General features: G+C 72.2%; 21 protein-coding genes. 12 read left to right on the top strand and 9 right to left on the bottom strand.

Translation table 11 applies throughout. From position 1 onward, the window contains the following. Positions 1-27: 27 nt before the first annotated feature. Entirely contained in the window at positions 28-1,035 is a 1,008-nt protein-coding gene (gene ligD, locus ACZ6EM_RS07850) for a non-homologous end-joining DNA ligase (protein ID WP_452180672.1), read from the top strand. A 169-nt stretch (positions 1,036-1,204) separates the two neighbouring features. Here the strand turns inward: ligD and ACZ6EM_RS07845 are convergent, their stop codons facing one another. Beyond that, a complete protein-coding gene (locus tag ACZ6EM_RS07845; protein ID WP_465771991.1) occupies positions 1,205-2,425 on the bottom strand; it encodes an 8-amino-7-oxononanoate synthase in 1,221 nt (406 codons plus the stop codon). Between the two features lie 174 nt (positions 2,426-2,599). Between ACZ6EM_RS07845 and ACZ6EM_RS07840 the strand changes: the two genes are divergently transcribed. From ACZ6EM_RS07840 to ACZ6EM_RS07830, 3 genes are all read left to right on the top strand, one after another. Then, entirely contained in the window at positions 2,600-3,052 is a 453-nt protein-coding gene (locus tag ACZ6EM_RS07840) for a hypothetical protein (RefSeq protein WP_465771990.1), read from the top strand. A 32-nt stretch (positions 3,053-3,084) separates the two neighbouring features. Beyond that, positions 3,085-3,951, top strand: a complete 867-nt coding sequence (locus tag ACZ6EM_RS07835) for a hypothetical protein (RefSeq protein ID WP_465771989.1) — start codon at positions 3,085-3,087, stop codon at positions 3,949-3,951. A gap of 88 nt (positions 3,952-4,039) precedes the next feature. After that, positions 4,040-6,532, top strand: coding sequence for a DEAD/DEAH box helicase (locus ACZ6EM_RS07830; protein ID WP_401049400.1), 2,493 nt, complete (start codon positions 4,040-4,042; stop codon positions 6,530-6,532). A gap of 155 nt (positions 6,533-6,687) precedes the next feature. Here the strand turns inward: ACZ6EM_RS07830 and ACZ6EM_RS07825 are convergent, their stop codons facing one another. Continuing rightward, positions 6,688-7,542 (bottom strand): hypothetical protein, encoded by an 855-nt coding sequence (locus tag ACZ6EM_RS07825; RefSeq protein WP_465771988.1) that lies wholly within the window; start codon positions 7,540-7,542, stop codon positions 6,688-6,690. 282 nt (positions 7,543-7,824) lie between these two features. Here ACZ6EM_RS07825 and bioB point away from each other — a divergent pair, with 282 nt between their 5' ends. From bioB to ACZ6EM_RS07805, 4 genes are read left to right on the top strand one after another with little or no spacing between them, the layout of a single operon-like run. Beyond that, a complete protein-coding gene (gene bioB, locus ACZ6EM_RS07820) occupies positions 7,825-9,129 on the top strand; it encodes a biotin synthase BioB (RefSeq protein WP_465771987.1) in 1,305 nt (434 codons plus the stop codon). A gap of 27 nt (positions 9,130-9,156) precedes the next feature. After that, a complete protein-coding gene (locus tag ACZ6EM_RS07815) occupies positions 9,157-10,461 on the top strand; it encodes an adenosylmethionine--8-amino-7-oxononanoate transaminase (RefSeq protein WP_465771986.1) in 1,305 nt (434 codons plus the stop codon). After that, complete coding sequence (gene bioD / locus ACZ6EM_RS07810; RefSeq protein ID WP_465771984.1) at positions 10,458-11,216, top strand: dethiobiotin synthase; 759 nt, start codon at positions 10,458-10,460, stop codon at positions 11,214-11,216. Before ACZ6EM_RS07815 ends, bioD begins: the two co-directional genes overlap by 4 nt. Positions 11,217-11,268: 52 nt before the next feature. Next, on the top strand, positions 11,269-11,715 hold the full coding sequence (locus tag ACZ6EM_RS07805; RefSeq protein WP_359913369.1) for a hypothetical protein: 447 nt from the start codon (positions 11,269-11,271) through the stop codon (positions 11,713-11,715). Positions 11,716-11,929: 214 nt separating this feature from the next. Here ACZ6EM_RS07805 and ACZ6EM_RS07800 read toward each other — a convergent pair whose 3' ends face one another. Both ACZ6EM_RS07800 and ACZ6EM_RS07795 read right to left on the bottom strand, forming a co-directional pair. Then, on the bottom strand, positions 11,930-12,172 hold the full coding sequence (locus ACZ6EM_RS07800) for a hypothetical protein (RefSeq protein WP_465771983.1): 243 nt from the start codon (positions 12,170-12,172) through the stop codon (positions 11,930-11,932). An 8-nt stretch (positions 12,173-12,180) separates the two neighbouring features. Next, positions 12,181-12,501: a hypothetical protein gene (locus ACZ6EM_RS07795; protein ID WP_465771982.1), complete on the bottom strand. Its 321-nt coding sequence runs from the start codon at positions 12,499-12,501 to the stop codon at positions 12,181-12,183. A gap of 130 nt (positions 12,502-12,631) precedes the next feature. Here ACZ6EM_RS07795 and ACZ6EM_RS07790 point away from each other — a divergent pair, with 130 nt between their 5' ends. After that, positions 12,632-13,468 (top strand): helix-turn-helix domain-containing protein, encoded by an 837-nt coding sequence (locus tag ACZ6EM_RS07790; protein WP_465771981.1) that lies wholly within the window; start codon positions 12,632-12,634, stop codon positions 13,466-13,468. Then, positions 13,455-13,688 carry a DUF397 domain-containing protein gene (locus ACZ6EM_RS07785; protein ID WP_465771980.1) on the top strand — a complete coding sequence of 78 codons (234 nt, stop codon included), beginning with the start codon at positions 13,455-13,457 and terminating at the stop codon, positions 13,686-13,688. Before ACZ6EM_RS07790 ends, ACZ6EM_RS07785 begins: the two co-directional genes overlap by 14 nt. Before the next feature lie 55 nt (positions 13,689-13,743). Here ACZ6EM_RS07785 and ACZ6EM_RS07780 read toward each other — a convergent pair whose 3' ends face one another. After that, the gene (locus ACZ6EM_RS07780; RefSeq protein ID WP_465771979.1) at positions 13,744-14,340 is read right to left on the bottom strand and encodes a TetR/AcrR family transcriptional regulator; all 597 of its coding nucleotides are present in this window, start codon (positions 14,338-14,340) and stop codon (positions 13,744-13,746) included. Positions 14,341-14,471: 131 nt separating this feature from the next. Between ACZ6EM_RS07780 and ACZ6EM_RS07775 the strand changes: the two genes are divergently transcribed. After that, positions 14,472-14,729: a putative antibiotic biosynthesis monooxygenase gene (locus tag ACZ6EM_RS07775; protein WP_465771978.1), complete on the top strand. Its 258-nt coding sequence runs from the start codon at positions 14,472-14,474 to the stop codon at positions 14,727-14,729. 54 nt (positions 14,730-14,783) lie between these two features. On the opposite strand, the gene ACZ6EM_RS07770 is transcribed toward ACZ6EM_RS07775, so the two are convergent. After that, complete coding sequence (locus ACZ6EM_RS07770; protein WP_465771977.1) at positions 14,784-15,182, bottom strand: hypothetical protein; 399 nt, start codon at positions 15,180-15,182, stop codon at positions 14,784-14,786. A 622-nt stretch (positions 15,183-15,804) separates the two neighbouring features. Continuing rightward, positions 15,805-15,948, bottom strand: coding sequence for a hypothetical protein (locus ACZ6EM_RS07765; protein WP_465771975.1), 144 nt, complete (start codon positions 15,946-15,948; stop codon positions 15,805-15,807). 205 nt (positions 15,949-16,153) lie between these two features. On the opposite strand from ACZ6EM_RS07765, the gene ACZ6EM_RS07760 reads away from it, so the two are divergent. Next, positions 16,154-16,681, top strand: coding sequence for a GNAT family N-acetyltransferase (locus ACZ6EM_RS07760; RefSeq protein WP_465771974.1), 528 nt, complete (start codon positions 16,154-16,156; stop codon positions 16,679-16,681). A gap of 118 nt (positions 16,682-16,799) precedes the next feature. Here ACZ6EM_RS07760 and ACZ6EM_RS07755 read toward each other — a convergent pair whose 3' ends face one another. Continuing rightward, a complete protein-coding gene (locus tag ACZ6EM_RS07755) occupies positions 16,800-17,438 on the bottom strand; it encodes a hypothetical protein (RefSeq protein ID WP_465771972.1) in 639 nt (212 codons plus the stop codon). A 78-nt stretch (positions 17,439-17,516) separates the two neighbouring features. Continuing rightward, positions 17,517-18,134 (bottom strand): helix-turn-helix domain-containing protein, encoded by a 618-nt coding sequence (locus ACZ6EM_RS07750; protein WP_401048778.1) that lies wholly within the window; start codon positions 18,132-18,134, stop codon positions 17,517-17,519. Positions 18,135-18,148: the final 14 nt, after the last annotated feature.

Raw genomic sequence — 18,148 nt, 5'->3', positions numbered from 1 at the left:
GGGCGCCCGGCGCTTAGCGTGTGGGGCATGGGCTCAGCCGTGGAACTGGAAGTCGCCGGGCGCACCGTCCGGCTGTCGAACCCGGACAAGGTGTACTACCCCGAGCGCGGCTTCACCAAGCTGGACGTCGCGCGGTACTACCTGGCCGTCGCCGACGGGGTGCTGCGCGGTCTCCGCGACCGGCCGACCACCCTGCAGCGCTTCCCGGACGGGGTGGACGGCGAGTTCTTCTACCAGAAGCGCGCCCCCAAGGGCCTGCCGGAGTGGCTGCCCACCGCCCGGATCGAGTTCCCCTCCGGCCGCTCCGCCGACGAGATCTGCCCCACCGAGCCGGCCGCCGTACTGTGGGCCGCCAACCTGGGCTGCCTCACCTTCCACCCCTGGCCGGTGCGGCGCTCCGACACCGGCCACGTCGACGAGCTGCGGATCGACCTCGACCCGCAGCCCGGCACCGACTTCCACGACGCCGTCCGCGCCGCCCACGAACTGCGCGCCCTGCTGGAGGAGTACGGGCTGCGGGGCTGGCCCAAGTCCTCCGGCGGGCGCGGACTGCACGTCTACGTGCCGCTGGCGCCCGAGTGGACGTTCACCGACGGGCGGCACGCGGTGATCGCCCTCGGCCGGGTGCTGGAGCAGCGGATGCCCGGGAAGGTCACCACCGCCTGGTGGAAGGAGGAACGCGGCGAGCGGATCTTCGTCGACTACAACCAGATGGCCCGCGACCGCACCATCGCCTCCGCCTACTCGCTGCGCGCCCGCCCGCGCGCCACCGCCTCCGCCCCACTGCGCTGGGAGGAGCTGGACGACGCCGCCCCCGAGGACTTCGACCTGCGCACCCTCCCCGCCCGCTTCGCCGAACTCGGCGACCTGAACGCGGAGATGGACGGCCTGGCGTTCCGCCTGGAACCCCTGCTGGAGCTGTACGACAAGCAGCTGCGCGACGAGGGCCTCGGCGAACTCCCGTACCCGCCGGACCACCCCAAGGCAGCCGGCGAGCCCACCCGGGTCCAGCCGAGCCGGGCGAGGAAGAAGTAGTCGGCCGGCCCGGTCGGTCCACCGGCGGCGTCCACAGCACCCGGACCCGGTCGGCGGCCGCGTCGTACCCGAGGCCGTGCCACGTGATCGTCCCAGCGCAGATCGGTCATCCCGCCATCCTGCCCGGCGGGCCCGGCCGCACCGAGCGGCTTTTCGCCCCGCTGTCCGCTCATTCGCCCCGCGCACCGGCCGGGGCCAGTTCGGCGATGATGCGGACGGCCTCGGCGATCTGCCCGTCGGTCAGGTCGCCCCGGGCGGTCAGCCGCAGCCGGGAGACGCCGTCCGGGACGGACGGCGGGCGGAAGCAGCCGACGGCGAGGCCCGCGCGGCGGCAGTCGGCGGCCCAGGCGACGGCGGCCTCGGGGCCCGGGGCACGGACGGACACCACGGCCGCCTCGGGCTCGCAGCTGTGCAGGCCGGCGGCGGTGAGCTGCCGGGCCAGGGTGCGGGCCACCTCGCGGGCACGCTCGGCGCGGGCCGGCTCGGCGCGCAGCAGCCGCAGGGCGGCGAGGGCGGCGCCGGCGGCGGCCGGGGCGAGACCGGTGTCGAAGATGAAGGTGCGGGCGGTCTCGGTGAGGTGGCGGATCACCCGGCGCGGGCCGAGGACGACACCGCCCTGCGAACCGAGCGACTTGGAGAGGGTGGCGGTGGCCACGGTGTCCGGCTGCCCGGCGAGCCCGGCCGCCGCGAGCGCCCCGGTGCCGCCGGGGCCGAGCACGCCCAGTCCGTGCGCGTCGTCCACCAGCAGGGCGGCGCCGTGCGCGCGGACGGCCTCCGACAGCGCGGGCAGCGGGGCCGCGTCGCCGTCCACCGAGAACACCGAGTCGGTGACCACCAGCGCCCGCGGCTGCGCCCGCCCGGCGAGCGCCTCGGCGACGGCCGCCGGGTCGCTGTGCGGGGCCCGGTGGACGTCGGCGCGGGAGAGCCGGCAGCCGTCGATCAGCGAGGCGTGGTTGTAGGCGTCGGAGACGATCAGGGTGTCCGGGTCGGTGAGCGCGGTCAGCGCCGCGAGGTTGGCCGTGTACCCGGAGGAGAACACCAGCGCGGCCTCCGCTCCGCAGAACTCGGCCAGCTCCTGCTCCAGTTCGGTGTGCAGCGCGGTCGTCCCGGTCACCAGCCGCGATCCGGTCGAGCCCCCGCCCCAGCGCAGCGCCGCGTCGGCGGCCGCCCGGGCGACGACCGGATGCCTGGTCAGGCCCAGGTAGTCGTTGCCCGCGAGGTCCAGCACCGGGTCGTCCGCGGCCCGGCTGCGCAGCGTCCGCGTCAGCCCGGCCTCGGCCCGCATCGCGGCCGTCTCGTCGAGCCAGTCGAAGACGTGCGCGGGAGCGGCGGAGGAGGGGGCGGGGACGGGGACGGCGGAGCGCGGCTCGGCCGCGAGCGGATGGTTCATGCCCGGCACTCTGGCATGCCGCCGCGTGTCGGGCAATGTGCGGATCGGCACAGTATGAACCGGCCAATCCAGTCGTGATTCACCACACGTCAACCAGGTATCAATAGTCAATTCACCGAAATCATGGCCGCAGAAATAGTACGATCTATGCCGATCATTATCCGGGGGGAAACAATGACCGACCTCGAATTCGAGCGTCGCATGAATCCGTGGCTCTTCGACGACAAGGGCAACCTGACCGAAGAGGCCAAGAAGCAGTTCCCGGACCTGGCCGGCGCCGGCGCCGCACCGGTCTCGCTGAGCCCGGCGGCCGGCGGCAAGACCGTCGCCGTGAACCCCGGCACTCTCCAGCAGGCCGCACAGAACGCCTTCGCCCTGCGGGACTCCGTCAAGACCGAGTGCGACCAGCCCGGCGAGCACGTCAACGCCGCCGCCGGATCCCTCAAGGGCTGGAACCTCGGCGGCGCGCTCACCGCCACCTGGGGCACCTGGACCAGCCAGTCGAGCGGACTGCAGAGCACCGTCGGCGACATCGGCACCAACCTGCAGACCACGGCCCAGAGTTGCACCAGAACCGAATCGGACATCCAGGCCCACTTCAACCAGGCGCAGGGCGCCGGAAGCTAGCGCCGGCGCGAACGGGGGGATACAGCACGATCATGGTGACGTTCAGTCAACTCCAGCAGGTCGACCTCGGCGGCCTCGCCTCCGCGGCGGGCGACTTCGAGAGCCTGGTCCGCAAGTGGGACCTCACCCAGCGGATGCAGAACGAGGTCATCGGCACCATCCAGCAGTCCGGCTGGCACGGCGACGCCGCGGGCCTCGCCAACGCCAAGCTCACCTGGGCCCGCGACCAGATCCACGCGGCCTTCGAGGAGGCCTCGGCCCTGGCCAAGACGCTCCGCGACGCCCACACCGAGATCACGGCGGCGAAGAACGGCCTCACCACCGCGGTCCAGAACGCGACGCACGAGGGCCTCACCGTCGACGGCGAGGGCGCGGTGCACTGGCCGCCGCCCACGACCCAGGAGGACAAGAAGGACGCCGAGTACGCCAAGAGCTGGAAGGCCGAGGCCGAGACCGCCGCCAAGGCCATCGGCGACGCGATAGACCGCGCCACCGAGGCGGACCAGGACGCCTCCCGGGCCCTGGGTGACGACACCGGCAGCGACGGCACCGCGTTCAACGCCAACCCCGTCGGCGGCATCCCGGAGGAGGAGGCCAAGGCGGCCACCTACATCCTCGGCCTCGGCGACCAGGCCGGCGACGCCCAGCTCAAGCACCTCCAGGACATCCTGGACCACCACAAGAGCGACCCGCGGTTCGCCACGTCCTTCTACGGCAACCAGGACCCGGCGACGTTCATGGCCAAGTACGGCGCGATGGCGCAGAGCGGGGACTACGCCAACAAGGTCCACCGGATCCGGATCGCCACCGCCCCGCGCGTCGCGAGGGAACTGGTCCGCGCCCAGGGCTGCACGAACGACCCGCGGCTGGCCGCGCAGGCGCCCGCCGCACCGTTCTGACGGCCTCCCGACCGGCCCGTCGCGGCCCCGGGCTTTGCCGGGGGTGGCGGCGAGCAGGCAAGATAGCCGGGTGACCCTCCTTGATCTGATGCCGAAGCCCGCCACCCCCGACGCGCTGTACGAGACGTTCGCAGCCTGGGCGGAGGATCGGGGGATCACCCTGTACCCGGCGCAGGAGGAGGCGCTGATCGAGCTGGTGTCGGGGAACAACGTGATCCTGGCGACGCCGACCGGGTCGGGCAAGAGCCTGGTGGCGGCGGGGGCGCACTTCGCGGCGCTGGCGGCGGGGCAGCGGACGTTCTACACCGCCCCGATCAAGGCGCTGGTGTCGGAGAAGTTCTTCGACCTGGTGAAGATGTTCGGCACCGAGCAGGTCGGCATGATGACCGGCGACGCGAGCGTGAACCCGACCGCGCCGATCATCTGCTGCACCGCCGAGGTGCTGGCCCAAATCGCGCTGCGCGACGGCGGCCGGGCGGACATCGGCCAGGTGGTCATGGACGAGTTCCACTTCTACGCCGAGCCGGACCGCGGCTGGGCCTGGCAGATCCCGCTGCTGGAGCTGCCGCAGGCGCAGTTCCTGCTGATGTCCGCGACGCTCGGCGATGTCCGCCGCTTCGAGGAGGACCTGACCCGCCGCACGGGCCGTCCGACCACGGTGGTGCGCAACGCGACCCGCCCGGTGCCGCTGTTCTACGAGTACCGCCGCACCTCGATGCACGACACTCTGGAGGAGCTGCTGCAGACCGGCCAGGCGCCGGTCTACGTCGTGCACTTCACCCAGAAGGAGGCGGTGGAGCGGGCCCAGTCGCTGATGAGCATCAACATGTGCTCGAAGGCGGAGAAGGAGGCCATCGCCGATCTGATCGGCGGCTTCCGTTTCACCACCAAGTTCGGCCGCAACCTGTCCCGTTTCGTGCGTCACGGCATCGGCGTGCACCACGCGGGCATGCTGCCGAAGTATCGCCGGCTGGTCGAACGCCTCGCCCAGGCGGGCCTGTTGAAGGTCATCTGCGGCACCGACACGCTCGGCGTCGGCGTCAATGTGCCGATCCGCACGGTGCTGTTCACCGCCCTGTCCAAGTACGACGGGCAGCGCGTGCGCATCCTGCGCGCCCGCGAGTTCCACCAGATCGCCGGCCGGGCCGGCCGGGCCGGCTTCGACACCGTCGGCCAGGTGGTGGCGCAGGCGCCGGAGCACGTGATCGAGAACGACAAGGCGATCGCCAAGGCCGGGGACGACCCGAAGAAGAAGCGCAAGGTGGTCCGCAAGAAGGCGCCGGAGGGCTTCGTCGGCTGGACCGAGGAGACCTTCGAGAGGCTGATCGGCGCCGACCCGGAGCCGCTGGTCTCCCGGTTCAAGGTGAGCCACGCGATGCTGCTGTCGGTGATCGGCCGCCCGGGCAACGCCTTCGAGGCGATGCGCAAGCTGCTGACCGACAACCACGAGGACCGGGCCGCGCAGCGCCGGCACATCCGCACCACGATCGCCATCTACCGTTCGCTGCTGGAGGGCGGCGTGGTGGAGCGGCTGCCGGAGCCCGACTCCGAGGGCCGGATCGTCCGCCTCACCCTGGACCTCCAGGAGAACTTCGCGCTCAACCAGCCGCTGTCGACCTTCGCGCTGGCCGCCTTCGAGCTGCTCGACCCGACCTCGCCCTCGTACGCGATGGACGTGATCTCGGTCGTCGAGGCGACCCTCGACGACCCGCGCCAGATCCTCGCCGCCCAGCAGAACAAGGCGCGCGGCGAGGCCGTCGGCGAGATGAAGCGGGACGGCATCGAGTACGAGGAGCGGATGGAGCGGCTCCAGGAGATCACGTACCCGAAGCCGCTGGAGGAGCTGCTCACCCACGCCTACGAGGTGTACCGCCGGGCGCACCCGTGGATCGGCGACCACCAGCTGCAGCCGAAGTCGGTGGTCCGCGACCTGTACGAGCGGGCGATGACCTTCTCGGACTACGTCGGCTTCTACGAGCTGGCCCGCACCGAGGGCATCGTGCTGCGCTACCTGGCCGGCGCGTTCAAGGCGCTGGAGCAGACCGTCCCCGAGGACGTGAAGACCGACGACCTCAAGGACGTCATCGCCTGGCTCGGCGAGCTGGTCCGCCAGGTCGACTCCAGCCTGCTGGACGAGTGGGAGCAGCTGGCCAACCCGACCGAGGCGGCCACCGCCGAGGTGCGGCTGGACGACAAGCCGGCGCCGGTCACCGCCAACGCCCGCGCCTTCCGCGTCCTGGTGCGCAACGAGATGTTCCGCCGGGTCGAGCTGTGCGCGCTGGAGCACTACGAGGAGCTCGCCGAGCTGGACGGCGAGTACGGCTGGGACGCGGACCGCTGGGCGGACGCCATGGACGGGTACTGGGAGGAGTACGACGACCTCGGCACCGGCCCGAACGCGCGCGGCCCCAAGATGCTGATCATCGAGGAGGAGGACTCCTCCTGGCGGGTCCGGCAGATCTTCGACGACCCGGAGGGCGACCACGACTGGGGCATCAGCGCCGAGGTCGACCTGTACGGCTCGGACGAGGAGGGCCGGGCGGTGCTGCGGGTGACGGCGGTGGACCGGCTCGGCGGCTGAGCCGGATCCCGGCCCGGTCACGGGTCCGGTCACGGGTCCGGTCCTGACGATGACGAATCCCCCCGGAGGCCGCAGCTTCTGGGGGGATTCGTCATCGGGCCGATGCCAGGCCGCCGCCGTCAGGCCGCCGCCGTCAGGCCGCCGTCAGACCGCCGTCACATCCAGGCGAACGGCGAGCCCGCGGCGTAGGAGAGCGCGCGGGTGGCCTCGTCCAGGGTCTGTTCGCTGCTGGGCGCCGTGCCGGTGGCCCCCGGGAGCGGCGTGGCCGGCGCCCCGGTGCTGCCGGGGGTGGTGGCCGCCGGCCGGCCGTCGCCCGAGCGCGAGCTGGTGACGGTCACGTAGTGCCCGACCGCCTCGATCCGCGGCTCGCCGCCCGTCCGGGCTCCGCCGGGCGGCTGGGTGGGGGCGGTGGTGGTGTCGGCGAGGATGAAGGCGACCGCGCCGGGCTTGGCCCGCAGGGCGTCGGCGGCCCTGGCGGCGGAGGGCTGGTCGGGGAAGCGCAGCAGGGTGACGCTGCTGAGCACCGGGCGGTCCTGGCCGCTGAAGCTGACGGTCAGGTAGCTCTGGCAGCCGGTGTCCTTGAGCGGGTCCTGGGCGCGGTCCTGGAGCACTTCGGCGCAGCTCTCGCCCTGCCGGACGCCGTTGCGCCGTGCCTTGAAGGCGCCGACCTCGACGGGCCGCTGGGCGGGGAAGAGGTTGTCGACGTTGAGGGCCTCGGGGTCGGTGCGCGGCGGCGGGGCGCCCACCACCTTCGGCGTCGCGGTCGCGTCCTTGCTGGAGGGGCCGAGCCCGGGTATGTAGTCGCCGGGCATCGGGCGGGTGATGATCCATCCCCCGGCCGCGACCACGCCGACGACGACGATCCACCCGGCCGTTCGACGGACCGTCAGCCGACGGCCCCGCGTGCGGCCCGTCCCCCCATCGGTGCCGGCGTCGCCGCCGACCCGCTGCTCTGCCCGGCCTTCCCGGCCTTCTCCCGGAGTCGGGGTGCGCTCCCCCTGCGTGGTCATGGCGCAGATTCTAAGCATCCCGGGGGTGGCGTGGATCACGGGGTCGGGGGTTGTGGATCATCGTCCGCCGCGGCCCTCGGCCACCGGCCCGGCGTCACCCTCGCCACCCGTTCACCACCCACTCCCTACCCACCGGTAACCTCTGGCCCGACCTCGCGTCAAGCGCGTGACCAGCGGCGGAGCCGTGACCTTCGACACTGTGGCAATCGGCACATCCTCACACCGATCTTCTGGCGGGTTTGCTCTGGCGCCGCTCGATCACCACCAGGCAGGATCGGCCCCATGGATCTGCTCGATACCCTCACCGCCAAGGGCCTGCGCGGCGAAGTCCCGACCCGCGAGGAGGCCCTGGCCGTCCTCGCCACCACCGACGACGAGCTGCTCGACGTGGTCGCCGCGGCCGGCAAGGTGCGCCGCCGCTGGTTCGGCCGCCGGGTCAAGCTCAACTACCTGGTGAACCTGAAGAGCGGGCTCTGCCCGGAGGACTGCTCGTACTGCTCGCAGCGGCTCGGGTCCAAGGCCGAGATCCTCAAGTACACCTGGCTCAAGCCGGACCAGGCCGCCGACGCGGCCCGCGCCGGGGTGGCCGGCGGCGCCAAGCGGGTCTGTCTGGTCGCCAGCGGCCGCGGTCCGACGGACCGCGACATCGACCGGGTCACCGACACCATGGCCGCCATCAAGGACGCCGACCCCGAGGTCGAGATCTGCGTCTGCCTCGGCCTGCTCTCCGACAACCAGGCCGAGCGGCTCAAGGCGGCGGGCGCCGACGCCTACAACCACAACCTCAACACCTCCGAGGGCACCTACGGGACCATCACCAAGACCCACACCTACGCGGACCGGGTGGACACCGTCCAGAAGGCCCACGGCGCGGGCCTGTCCGCCTGCTCCGGCCTGATCGCCGGCATGGGCGAGAGCGACGAGGACCTGGTCGACGTCGTCTTCGCCCTGCGCGACCTGGGCTCGGACTCCGTCCCGGTCAACTTCCTCATCCCGTTCGAGGGCACCCCGCTCGCCAAGGAGTGGAACCTCACCCCGCAGCGCTGCCTGCGCATCCTGGCGATGGTCCGCTTCGTCAACCCGGACACCGAGGTGCGGATCGCCGGCGGGCGCGAGGTGCACCTGCGCTCGATGCAGCCGCTCGGCCTGCACATCGCCAACTCCATCTTCCTCGGCGACTACCTGACCAGCGAGGGCCAGGCCGGGCAGACCGACCTCGACATGATCAAGGACGCCGGCTTCGAGGTCGAGGGCGCCGGCGAGGCCACCCTGCCGCGCCACCGCGCGGACGTCGCCGAGGCAGACCGGGCGGGCGGCGGCTGCGGCACCGCGGCCTCGGCCTCGGCCTGCGGCAGCGGCGGCGGCTGCGGGCCGTGCGGCGGGCACGCCCACAGCTCGGACGCCTCCGCCCCGGAGACCGTCCCCTCGGAGGACGTCCCCTCGGAGGCCGTCCCCTCGGAGGCCGTCCCCTCGGAGGCCGTCTCCCCGGCGGCCGGCGCCGAATCCGGCGCCGAGGACGAGCTCCGCAGCGACCTCGTCAAGGTCCGCCGCCGCGGCGCCGGCACCGAACTCGCGCCCAACGCCTGACAGTTCCGACCCTCCGGAGAACGCACCATGCTCCAGCCGTCCGCGGCCGACCTGCTCGCCCTCGACCGCGCCCACGTGTGGCACCCGTACGGGCCGATGCCCGGGACCGTCACCCCGTACGTGGTCGAGTCCGCCTCCGGGGTGCGGCTGCGCCTGGCCGAGCCGGTCGCGGGCGGGCGGCGCGAGCTGGTCGACGGGATGTCGTCCTGGTGGGCGGCGATCCACGGCTACCGGCACCCGGTGCTGGACGAGGCGGTGCGCGAGCAGCTGGGGCGGATGAGCCATGTGATGTTCGGCGGGCTCACCCACGAGCCCGCCGTCCGGCTGGCCGCCAGGCTGGTGGAGATCACCCCGGAGCCGCTGCGGCACGTCTTCCTCGCCGACTCGGGCTCGGTGGCCGTCGAGGTCGCGATGAAGATGTGCCTCCAGTACTGGCAGTCCACCGGGCGGCCGGCCAAGCGCCGGCTGCTCACCTGGCGCGGCGGCTACCACGGGGACACCTTCCACCCGATGTCGGTGTGCGACCCGGACGGCGGGATGCACCACCTCTGGGGCGGGGTGCTGCCCGGCCAGCTGTTCGCCCCGGAGCCGCCGGCCGGGTTCGATGCTCCGATCGACCCCGAATACGCCGCACGGTTCGAGGAGTTGATGGCGCGTCACGCCGACGAGCTGGCCGCCGTCATCGTCGAGCCGGTGGTCCAGGGCGCGGGCGGGATGCGCTTCCACTCCCCCGCCTACCTGCGGATGCTGCGCGAACTGTGCGACCGCTACGGGGTGTTGCTGGTCTTCGACGAGATCGCCACCGGCTTCGGGCGCAGCGGCGCCCTGTTCGCCGCCGACCACGCGGGGGTCTCGCCGGACGTGATGTGCCTGGGCAAGGCACTGACCGGCGGCTACCTGACGCTGGCCGCCGCCCTGTGCACCGGCGAGGTCGCGGACGGGATCAGCCGCGGCGAGGTGCCGGTGCTCGCGCACGGGCCCACGTTCATGGGCAACCCGCTGGCCTGCGCGGTCGCCAACGCCTCGCTGGAGCTGCTGCTCGGGCAGGACTGGTCGACGGAGGTGAAGCGGATCGAGACCGGGCTGGCCGAGGGTCTCGCGGCGGCCGCCGACGTCCCCGGCGTACTCGACGTACGGGTCCAAGGGGCCATCGGCGTCGTGCAGTTGGACCACCCGGTGAACGTCCCGGCGGCCACCGAGGCGGCGGCGCGCGAAGGCGTGTGGCTGCGGCCGTTCCGGGACCTGATCTACACCATGCCCCCCTATGTGACGGAGGACGAGGACGTGGCACGGATCGCTGCCGCCGTGACCGCCGCGGCGGTGAAGGGATGAGCGCGCGCATCCTGTTCGTGACGGGGACCAACACCGACGTCGGCAAAACCGTCGCCACCGCGGCACTCGCCTCGGCGGCACTGCGGGCCGGACGGAAGGTCGCCGTTCTCAAGCCCGGGCAGACCGGCGTGACGGCCGACGAGCCCGGCGACGCCGCCGAAGTCCGGCGCCTGGCGGGCGAGCTGACGATCCGTGAGCTGGTGCGCTACCCCGAGCCGCTGGCGCCCGACACCGCCGCCCGACGGGCCGGGATGCCGTACCTCTCCCCCGCCGACGTGGTGTCCGAGGTCGCCGAGCTGGCTTCCACACACGACCTGGTCCTGGTGGAAGGCGCGGGCGGGCTGCTGGTCCGCTACGACGACGAGGGCCGCACGCTCGCCGACCAGGCCCGGGCGGTGCTCGACGCCGGCCTTCCGGCCGAGGTCCTGCTGATCGCCTCCGCCGGGCTCGGGACGCTCAACATCGTCTCCCTCACCGCGGAGGCCCTGGCGGCCCGGGGCCTGCCGCTCGCGGGCGTGCTCGTCGGCTCCTGGCCCGCCGAACCCGGCCTCGCCGAGCGCTGCAACCTGGCCGACCTGCCCCGCTCCGCCGGCGCCCCACTGCTCGGCGCCCTGCCGGAACGAGCGGGCAGGGTCGAGGACTTCGCCACCCTCGCGTACGCCTCGCTGGCCCCTGAGCTGGGCGGCAGCTGGGACGCGGAGCACTTCGCGCACGCCCACCGGCCCGAATCGACCCCGCTTCGCTCGAAGGGGTGATCCCGGCTTCCGCCCCTGTCGGAAGCCGGGACGGCTCAATACCGTTCTTTCCATGACAGACGGGCTCACCGCAGACGAGGCCCTGCGGGCCTTGGCCGCCCTGGAGGCGGCGTGGAAGGACGACGACGAGGCGCTGTTCGCCCTGGCGGCGGGCGGCACCGGTGAACGGCCGCTGCCGGCACTGGTCGCCGCGTACGGCGAGCACGCCATGGATACCCTGATGGCGCTCGCCTTCGGGCTGCGCGCCACCATGAGCGACGAGGAGATCGCCGAGATCTCCGACGCCGTCAGCTCCAACATCGGCGCCCGGATGAGCGCCCTGCTGACCCAGACCCTGAAGGCCTGGGGCACCCTCGCCCCGGCGGAGGACCTCTCGGTGACGAAGATCATCGCCCACACCGTGATCGACGCGATGCGGGCCGTCACCGAGGACCCCAGCAAGACCGAGGTGCTGCCGCTGCTGGCGACCTTCCGCAGCTACGCCCTCAACGGCACCTGAGGGGGCGGGAATTCGCGAGTCGGCGCGGGCTTCGAGGGCGCTCGAAGCCCGCGCTGCTACGTGTGCGCCCTCATCCACCCTGCGGCGAAGGCGAATCCGCCCGTAGAGGATGCGAGGAAGACGAGGACGAACACCATGGCACTCGCCGTGATCGGTACGCCCTCGGGAATCATGAAGGCGGCGACGGCGGCGACCGCGAGACTCCCGACGACGATCACGCCGGCGGCGGCGACGGCCGCATACCTCTGCGGAGGACGACGACCAGCCGCTCGATGACGTCCGGCCGGGCGGCCCCGAGGTCGATCAGGACGACGCCGGTGGCCTTGGCCGAGCGCCAGTCGATCCCGAGGGACGGGAGTTTCACGTCGGCGGCGTTCAGGACGGCCTGGAGGTCGTCGAGGACGTCGGCCGCGGTGCGACGATCCTCGGCCGTGATCTTGTCGATCATGCTGGTCATCGGGCATCTCACTGTTCGGTGTTGGTGATCCAACGCGCTTCGGCGTCCCACTCGATGCCGCCGTTGAGGGACCGGAGGTAGGCACGGCCCTGCTGCCACCCCATGAAGGCGGCCCAGCGGCCGGAGCGGACATCGAAGACCCGCTCACCGACGGCGGAGGGGCGGTAGGGGTCGGTCGGCGGCGCCACCCGCCGCGCGGGCGGCGCCGCGGGGGTCAAGGCGGAAGCGCTCACCCGCGCCTCGGGGACGGAGTCGCCGCACTGCGCGCAGCGGCAGGGCGGAAAGTTCCGCCGCAGGATGAGGCTTTCAGCAGATTGATTGTTGGTCATATTTGCCGCTCCACTGAGGTGTTCGCCGGATTCGGCTGTCACCGTTTGTGATTCAAGCGTCACGCCTCGGGCTACGCTTGTGAAGAAGCGGCATGTCCCCACCCCTGTTGAAGACATCCGGAGGCCTCAGATGTCTGCCCAGCCTCGCGACCTCACCCCCGGCCGCTCCGCCCGACACTTCTTCGGGTCAGAGATCCGGCACCACCGAACCTGCGCCGGATTGTCCATTGCCGATCTGGCCGAGCAGGTTCGCTACAGCAAGTCCCACATGGCCAACATCGAGGCTGCACACCGGACTCCACCGCCGGATCTCCCCCCACTGCTCGACACTGCGCTTCCCTCTTCCGAGGGCTTCTTCACCCGGTTCTTCCCCCTCGTGAGCAGCGAGGCCTTTCCGGATTGGTCGCGGCGCTATATGACACTCGAACCGGCCGCGAACACCCATCTGAAGTTCTCGCTGTCGATTCCGGGCTTGTGGCAAACCGAGAACTACGGCCTGGCTCTCCTACGACTGGGTCGCCCCCGGGCGTCCGACCAGGAAATCCGGGAACGCTGGAACCGTCGTAAGGCTCGACAGCAGATCCTCCATGGCCCCACGCCTCCATTCATCTGGGTCGTTCTGGACGAAGCAGCTGCCCGCCGGGTCGTCGGCAGCCCTGAGATCACCCGCGATCAGATCAGGCATGTGATCGCCATCGCACAGGGCAGGAACGCTGCCGTACAGATCCTGCCCATCGATCGAGGTCACGGCGCCATCGGCGGTTCGCTGACCCTTCTCCACTTCGACGACGCCCCTCGGGTCGCCTACTTGGAGGGACTGCAGTCGGGCCAACTCATCGAGGCCCCAGACCAGGTGACCGATTTGGCACTGATCTACGATACGCTCCGAACAGTCGCCCTTACGCCTGATGAGTCGTTGGCGTGGCTGCAGAGAGCATCGGAGGATCCCCGGAATGACCCCACATGATTCGGCCCTGGACCCCTCCACTGCCCACTGGTTCAAGTCGACCTACAGCGATCCCCAGGGCGACGGCGACTGCGTACAGGTAGCCACCAGCTTCCTCGCCACCCACGACCTGGTCCTCATCGGCGACACCAAGACCCCGGGCGCCCATCTCGCCGTCTCCCCCATGGCCTTCACCGCCTTCATCTCCGCCACCTCCGCCGGCGAGTTCGGCAGTATCTGAGAAGTTGTGACGGAGTGGGCCTCGCCCGCTCCGGGCGAGGCACCACTCCGCCCGTTCACGCCGCCACAGGCCTCGTCAGGCGGCGCACCAGGGTGACCAGCGCCTCCCGGTCCGCCGCCGGGTCGGTCGCGCCGGAGAGGAGCAACCGCACCATCTGCGGGAGCGTGAACCACGCGTTCACCAGGCCGATCACCGCGAACATCAGCCGTCCCGGATCCACATCGTCGGCCAGCTCGCCCGCCCGCTGCGCGGCCGCGAGGACGGCGACCTTCTCTCCGTAGTGCGCGGTGCGTTCGGGCTCCGCGGCCAGCGCCTGGGACTCCGTGCCGCGCTGCAGCCCTTCCCAGGCCAGCAGGCGCGAGAAGTGCGGGTTGGCCGAGTGGTAGTCGAAGACGCGTCCGGCGTAGTCGCCGAGCTCCAGCCCCGGCACCGGGGTGAGCGGCACCGCTTCCGCCAGCTTGCCGAGTTCGGACGCCAGCACCGCGGCGAAGAGCTGCTCCTTGCTGCCGAAGTACTGGTAGATCCGCTCCTTGTTCACTCCCGCCCGGGTGGCGACGCGGGCGATCCGGGCACCGTCCGGGCCGGATTCGGCGAACTCCTCGACGGCGGCGTCGAGGAGGAGTTGCTGCGTGCGTGCGGTGTCCCAGGCCATGGCATCACCATAGCGCGAATCTCCAACCAAAGGGTTGGACATCCGCCTGCGCGCCTGCCAAACTCCAACCGACGGGTTGGAGTTTTGGGCATCCAAAGCCTCCAGCCGCTCACTCACGGGAGGAAACCGCCTTGAACACCGACAGCATCACCGCACCGGCCCCGGCCGCCCCGTCCGTGCACCGCCGGGCACTGCTCACCTGGCTCGCCGTCTACCCGACCATCACCGCCGCCTTCGCCCTGCTCGGCCCCCACCTCGGGCGCCTGCCGCTGGTGCTGCGGACCCTGGTCATGACCGGTCTCGTCGTCCCGGTCGTCGTCTACGCCCTGCTCCCCCTGTTACTCAAGGCGGAGAAGAAGCTCGCCCACCGCCCCGGTCGACGGAAGTAGCGAGCACCCGGATCGCGACAGCCGCCGCACCGCTCCGAGCACCGGACGGAGGGGCTACCGCCCTTCGGTGACCAGGAAGCGGCCGGAGCGCCACTGCAGCCGCGCCGGGCCGCCGGTGGGCCAGTCGTGGTTCAGGTGGCGGCGGCCGCGGCCGAGGGCGCCGAGGTCCTGGGGCCGCAGCGTTCCACTTCTCAGGCCGCTCGCCTCGACGGCCGTCACCGGCATGATCGTCACGTACTGGGCGTCGTCCCCGCCCATCCAGTCGACGACCTCGGTGAAGATCCACACGAACTGCTGCGAACACCCCAGGCAGCGCCGCAGGTTGACGGCGAAGCGCGAGCCGCCCACCACCTCCGCCTCGTGTTCGAAGCCCTCCCGCTGCCGGCCCCACACGGCCCGCTCGTCCTCGCCGTAGCACTTCGCGCAGCCGAACTCCGCCATCGGCCTTCCCATCGGTCGACTCCCTGTTCCGCGAGGTCCCGTGTCGCGGCCCATGATGCCCGCAGGGCCCCGGGGGGCGGCTGTGCAGTTCACCCGACCGGGGAACAATTCACGGACCGTTCCCGCACCGTTCGCGCCTCGGGGCGGATACCCGAACGGCCGATTGACGCCCCGGGGCCCGGCACGGGCTTCGGGCCGCACACCTCGACGTCCGCGCCGACGGCTCCCGCGCCCGAACGGGCCGTCGCGCCGACGGGTGACACGTGCACGTCCCAGATCTCTGGATTCTCCTCACCCACCCGCCTGGCACGGAATCGGTGTCAGGCGCTCCGGTGAGAGCGGAAGATCGACAAGTCACCCATCTGGAACAGGAGTTGATCAACGATGACCCGCTCCTTCAAGCACGCCGGTGCCGTCCTCGCAGCGGCGGCAGTCTCGCTGCCTCTGTCCGGCGCGGGCACGGCCGTCGCCCGGCCCGCGGCGGCCGGCGGCTCGGCCCGGAACTGCGTGGTGAGCGCGGAGGGCGGGCAGTCGACGTGCTTCGGCGGCTACCGGGAGGCCATCAAGTTCGCCACCGGCGGGCGGGTCGTCGACGCTCCGTTGACCGCCGCCGCGGCCGCCCGGGACGCCGGGGTCACCGGGTCACCGGGGTCACCGGGGTCACCGGCGTCACCGGGGTCACCGAGGAGCTGAACGGTTCCAGCAGCCCCTCCAACCTGGTCGTCCTGGGGACGATCCACCAGGACTTCTTCTTCGAGGACGAGTCCGTGACCTTCACCGGCCCGCACGACTGCTACAACGGCAACAGCGCCGACCACTCCTTCGACATCCCCGCCCCGCTCGGCGTGCCCCTCCTCAGTGGCCGCCGGGGGGTGCAGGGGCGGGGCAGGGGGCGGCCGGCCGGAGCCCCGGCCGGCCGGCCCCGCCGTCGTTCTCCAGCAAACCGTTGGCGCGGGGCGGGCGGCCGTGTCGACAATCACCGCATGGAGGAAGTGAAGCCGTCCGACGGCGTCGTCACCCTGTCCCCACTGTCCCCGGACGATGCCGAGGCCCATCTCCTGGGCGAGGACGAGGCGCTCGTCCGCTGGCTCAACGGCGGCCCCGGCACACGGGAGGGCGTCGAGACGTACCTCCGCCACTGCCGGGAACAGTGGGAGGCCTCCGGGCCGCTCCGCGCGTTCGGCATCCGCGTGGAGCCGGGCGAGGTGCTCGCGGGGACGGTCGACCTGCGGTTCGCGGGGGAAGGCCTGGCTCCCGGCCAGGTGAACATCGCGTACGGCCTCTACCCGTCCTGGAGGGGGCGGGGCCTGGCGACCCGGGCGGTCCTCCTGGCCGCCCGGTACGCGGCCGCCGAGGGCGGCGTGGAGGCGGTGATCCAGGTGGAGCCGGAGAACACCGCCTCCGCCGCGGTGGCGCACCGGGCGGGGTTCCTCCTCGACCGGCGGACGCACCGCGGGGACGGCACCCGGTCGGACCGGTACCTCCTGGACCTGCGCACCGCCGACCGCTGACGGGACGGCCGCGGGGCACCGGGGGGCGGGGCACGGGGCGTCCCTCAAGGGCTCCCGCCGGCGGCGCCTCGCCGCGGAACGCGGCGGAACGGCGCCGACCGGTCGCCCGGCCGCCCCGTCAGTCGGTCTCCAGCAGGACCGCCGGGAGCGCGCCGTCCAGCACCAGGGCCCGCGGGAGGGTGAGGCCGAAGTGGCGGCCGAGCACCTCCAGGCAGGTGCGGTGGAGGTCGTCGTTCTCCCGGTCGTGGTCGGGCAGCCCGGCGGCGGCCAGGTCGGCCGTCAGGGCGGCGACGGTGGCGGGCTCGCCCAGGACGCCGTCGGGGCCCCAGCTGGCGTCCAGGTGGAGGTTGAGGAAGCAGGTCTCCCGGCCGTCCCGGTAGCCGCGGAAGAACGGCGGCACCGGTTTGCCGTTCTCCTCCTCGAACTCCAGGTGGTAGACCTCGGCGCCGCCGCGCGAGGCGGACGGCGGCACACTCAGCTCGCCCTGCCAGTAGCCGTACACCACCGCGAAGGCGAGGTCGCCGGTGCGCCCGTGGCGCAGCCCGATGTCCTCGACGTCGCCGGGGAATTCGAGTTCGTACTCCTCGACCAGGTCGTCCGCCGTGAGTTCGCCGAGCGGGCGCGCGGTGCACCCCGGGAGTTCCTCGGCGATCCGGGCCACGAGCTCCTCGGGCTCCAGGCCGCGGGCCAGGACCACGCTGTAGCCGCCGTAGGCGATCGACTGGGGTTCGGCGAGCCAGGTGAGTGCGTCCGTCATGGTGATCATCATGACGGACGGATCAACCGTTCGGTATTCCGAACGACCGGGCAGCGCGGCCGAACCCGTTCCGCCCGCTCAGTGCCAGAGCCCCCACGACGCCGGCCGGACCGGTTCCGCGAGGTGGCCGTGCTGCTCGGCCCGGTACTGCAGCACCAGCACCGAGCGGACCTGGTCGCCGTCCAGCGCGGTGTAGGCGTGCGGCAGCGCCGCGTCGAAGCCGATGTAGTCGCCGGGGCCGAGTTCGATCTCGCGCCCGTCGACCCGCACGCCCAGCCGACCGGTCTGGACCACGGTGTGCTCGGTGCCGGTGTGCCCCCCGGAGTCCTGGGCGGCTCCGGTGCGCACCACCTGGTCGTACAGCTCGAACACCGCGTCCCCGGACTCGATCCGGCGCAGCGGGCGCAGGTCGACGCCCCGCCCGCTGAGCACCTCGGTCTCGGCCGCGCGCACCACCGTGACCTCGCCGCCCGGCCGGCCCTCGACCAGGTCGGAGATCGGCACGCCGAGCACCCGGGAGAGCCCGAGCACCGTCTCCAGCGTCGGGTTCCCGGCCCCGGACTCCAGCTGGGACAGCGTCGCCTTCCCGACCCCGGCCTGCCGGGACAGCTCGGACAGCGACAGTCCGCGCTGGGCGCGCACCCGCTTCAGGTTGGCGGCGAGGACGCCCCGGACGGATTCCTCGGCATCGTTCACTCTCGACCTCTTCT

This window comes from Kitasatospora sp. NPDC041917, from assembly GCF_055589745.1.
This window is presented reverse-complemented; position numbering and strand designations above follow the sequence as displayed.

Coding starts and splice junctions, on each gene's coding strand:
- ligD (WP_452180672.1), top strand. CDS start 28: ATGGGCTCAGCCGTGGAACTGGAAGTCGCCGGGCGCACCGTCCGGCTG.
- ACZ6EM_RS07845 (WP_465771991.1), bottom strand. CDS start 2,425: ATGAACCATCCGCTCGCGGCCGAGCCGCGCTCCGCCGTCCCCGTCCCC.
- ACZ6EM_RS07840 (WP_465771990.1), top strand. CDS start 2,600: ATGACCGACCTCGAATTCGAGCGTCGCATGAATCCGTGGCTCTTCGAC.
- ACZ6EM_RS07835 (WP_465771989.1), top strand. CDS start 3,085: ATGGTGACGTTCAGTCAACTCCAGCAGGTCGACCTCGGCGGCCTCGCC.
- ACZ6EM_RS07830 (WP_401049400.1), top strand. CDS start 4,040: ATGCCGAAGCCCGCCACCCCCGACGCGCTGTACGAGACGTTCGCAGCC.
- ACZ6EM_RS07825 (WP_465771988.1), bottom strand. CDS start 7,542: ATGACCACGCAGGGGGAGCGCACCCCGACTCCGGGAGAAGGCCGGGAA.
- bioB (WP_465771987.1), top strand. CDS start 7,825: ATGGATCTGCTCGATACCCTCACCGCCAAGGGCCTGCGCGGCGAAGTC.
- ACZ6EM_RS07815 (WP_465771986.1), top strand. CDS start 9,157: ATGCTCCAGCCGTCCGCGGCCGACCTGCTCGCCCTCGACCGCGCCCAC.
- bioD (WP_465771984.1), top strand. CDS start 10,458: ATGAGCGCGCGCATCCTGTTCGTGACGGGGACCAACACCGACGTCGGC.
- ACZ6EM_RS07805 (WP_359913369.1), top strand. CDS start 11,269: ATGACAGACGGGCTCACCGCAGACGAGGCCCTGCGGGCCTTGGCCGCC.
- ACZ6EM_RS07800 (WP_465771983.1), bottom strand. CDS start 12,172: ATGACCAGCATGATCGACAAGATCACGGCCGAGGATCGTCGCACCGCG.
- ACZ6EM_RS07795 (WP_465771982.1), bottom strand. CDS start 12,501: ATGACCAACAATCAATCTGCTGAAAGCCTCATCCTGCGGCGGAACTTT.
- ACZ6EM_RS07790 (WP_465771981.1), top strand. CDS start 12,632: ATGTCTGCCCAGCCTCGCGACCTCACCCCCGGCCGCTCCGCCCGACAC.
- ACZ6EM_RS07785 (WP_465771980.1), top strand. CDS start 13,455: ATGACCCCACATGATTCGGCCCTGGACCCCTCCACTGCCCACTGGTTC.
- ACZ6EM_RS07780 (WP_465771979.1), bottom strand. CDS start 14,340: ATGGCCTGGGACACCGCACGCACGCAGCAACTCCTCCTCGACGCCGCC.
- ACZ6EM_RS07770 (WP_465771977.1), bottom strand. CDS start 15,182: ATGGGAAGGCCGATGGCGGAGTTCGGCTGCGCGAAGTGCTACGGCGAG.
- ACZ6EM_RS07760 (WP_465771974.1), top strand. CDS start 16,154: ATGGAGGAAGTGAAGCCGTCCGACGGCGTCGTCACCCTGTCCCCACTG.
- ACZ6EM_RS07755 (WP_465771972.1), bottom strand. CDS start 17,438: ATGACGGACGCACTCACCTGGCTCGCCGAACCCCAGTCGATCGCCTAC.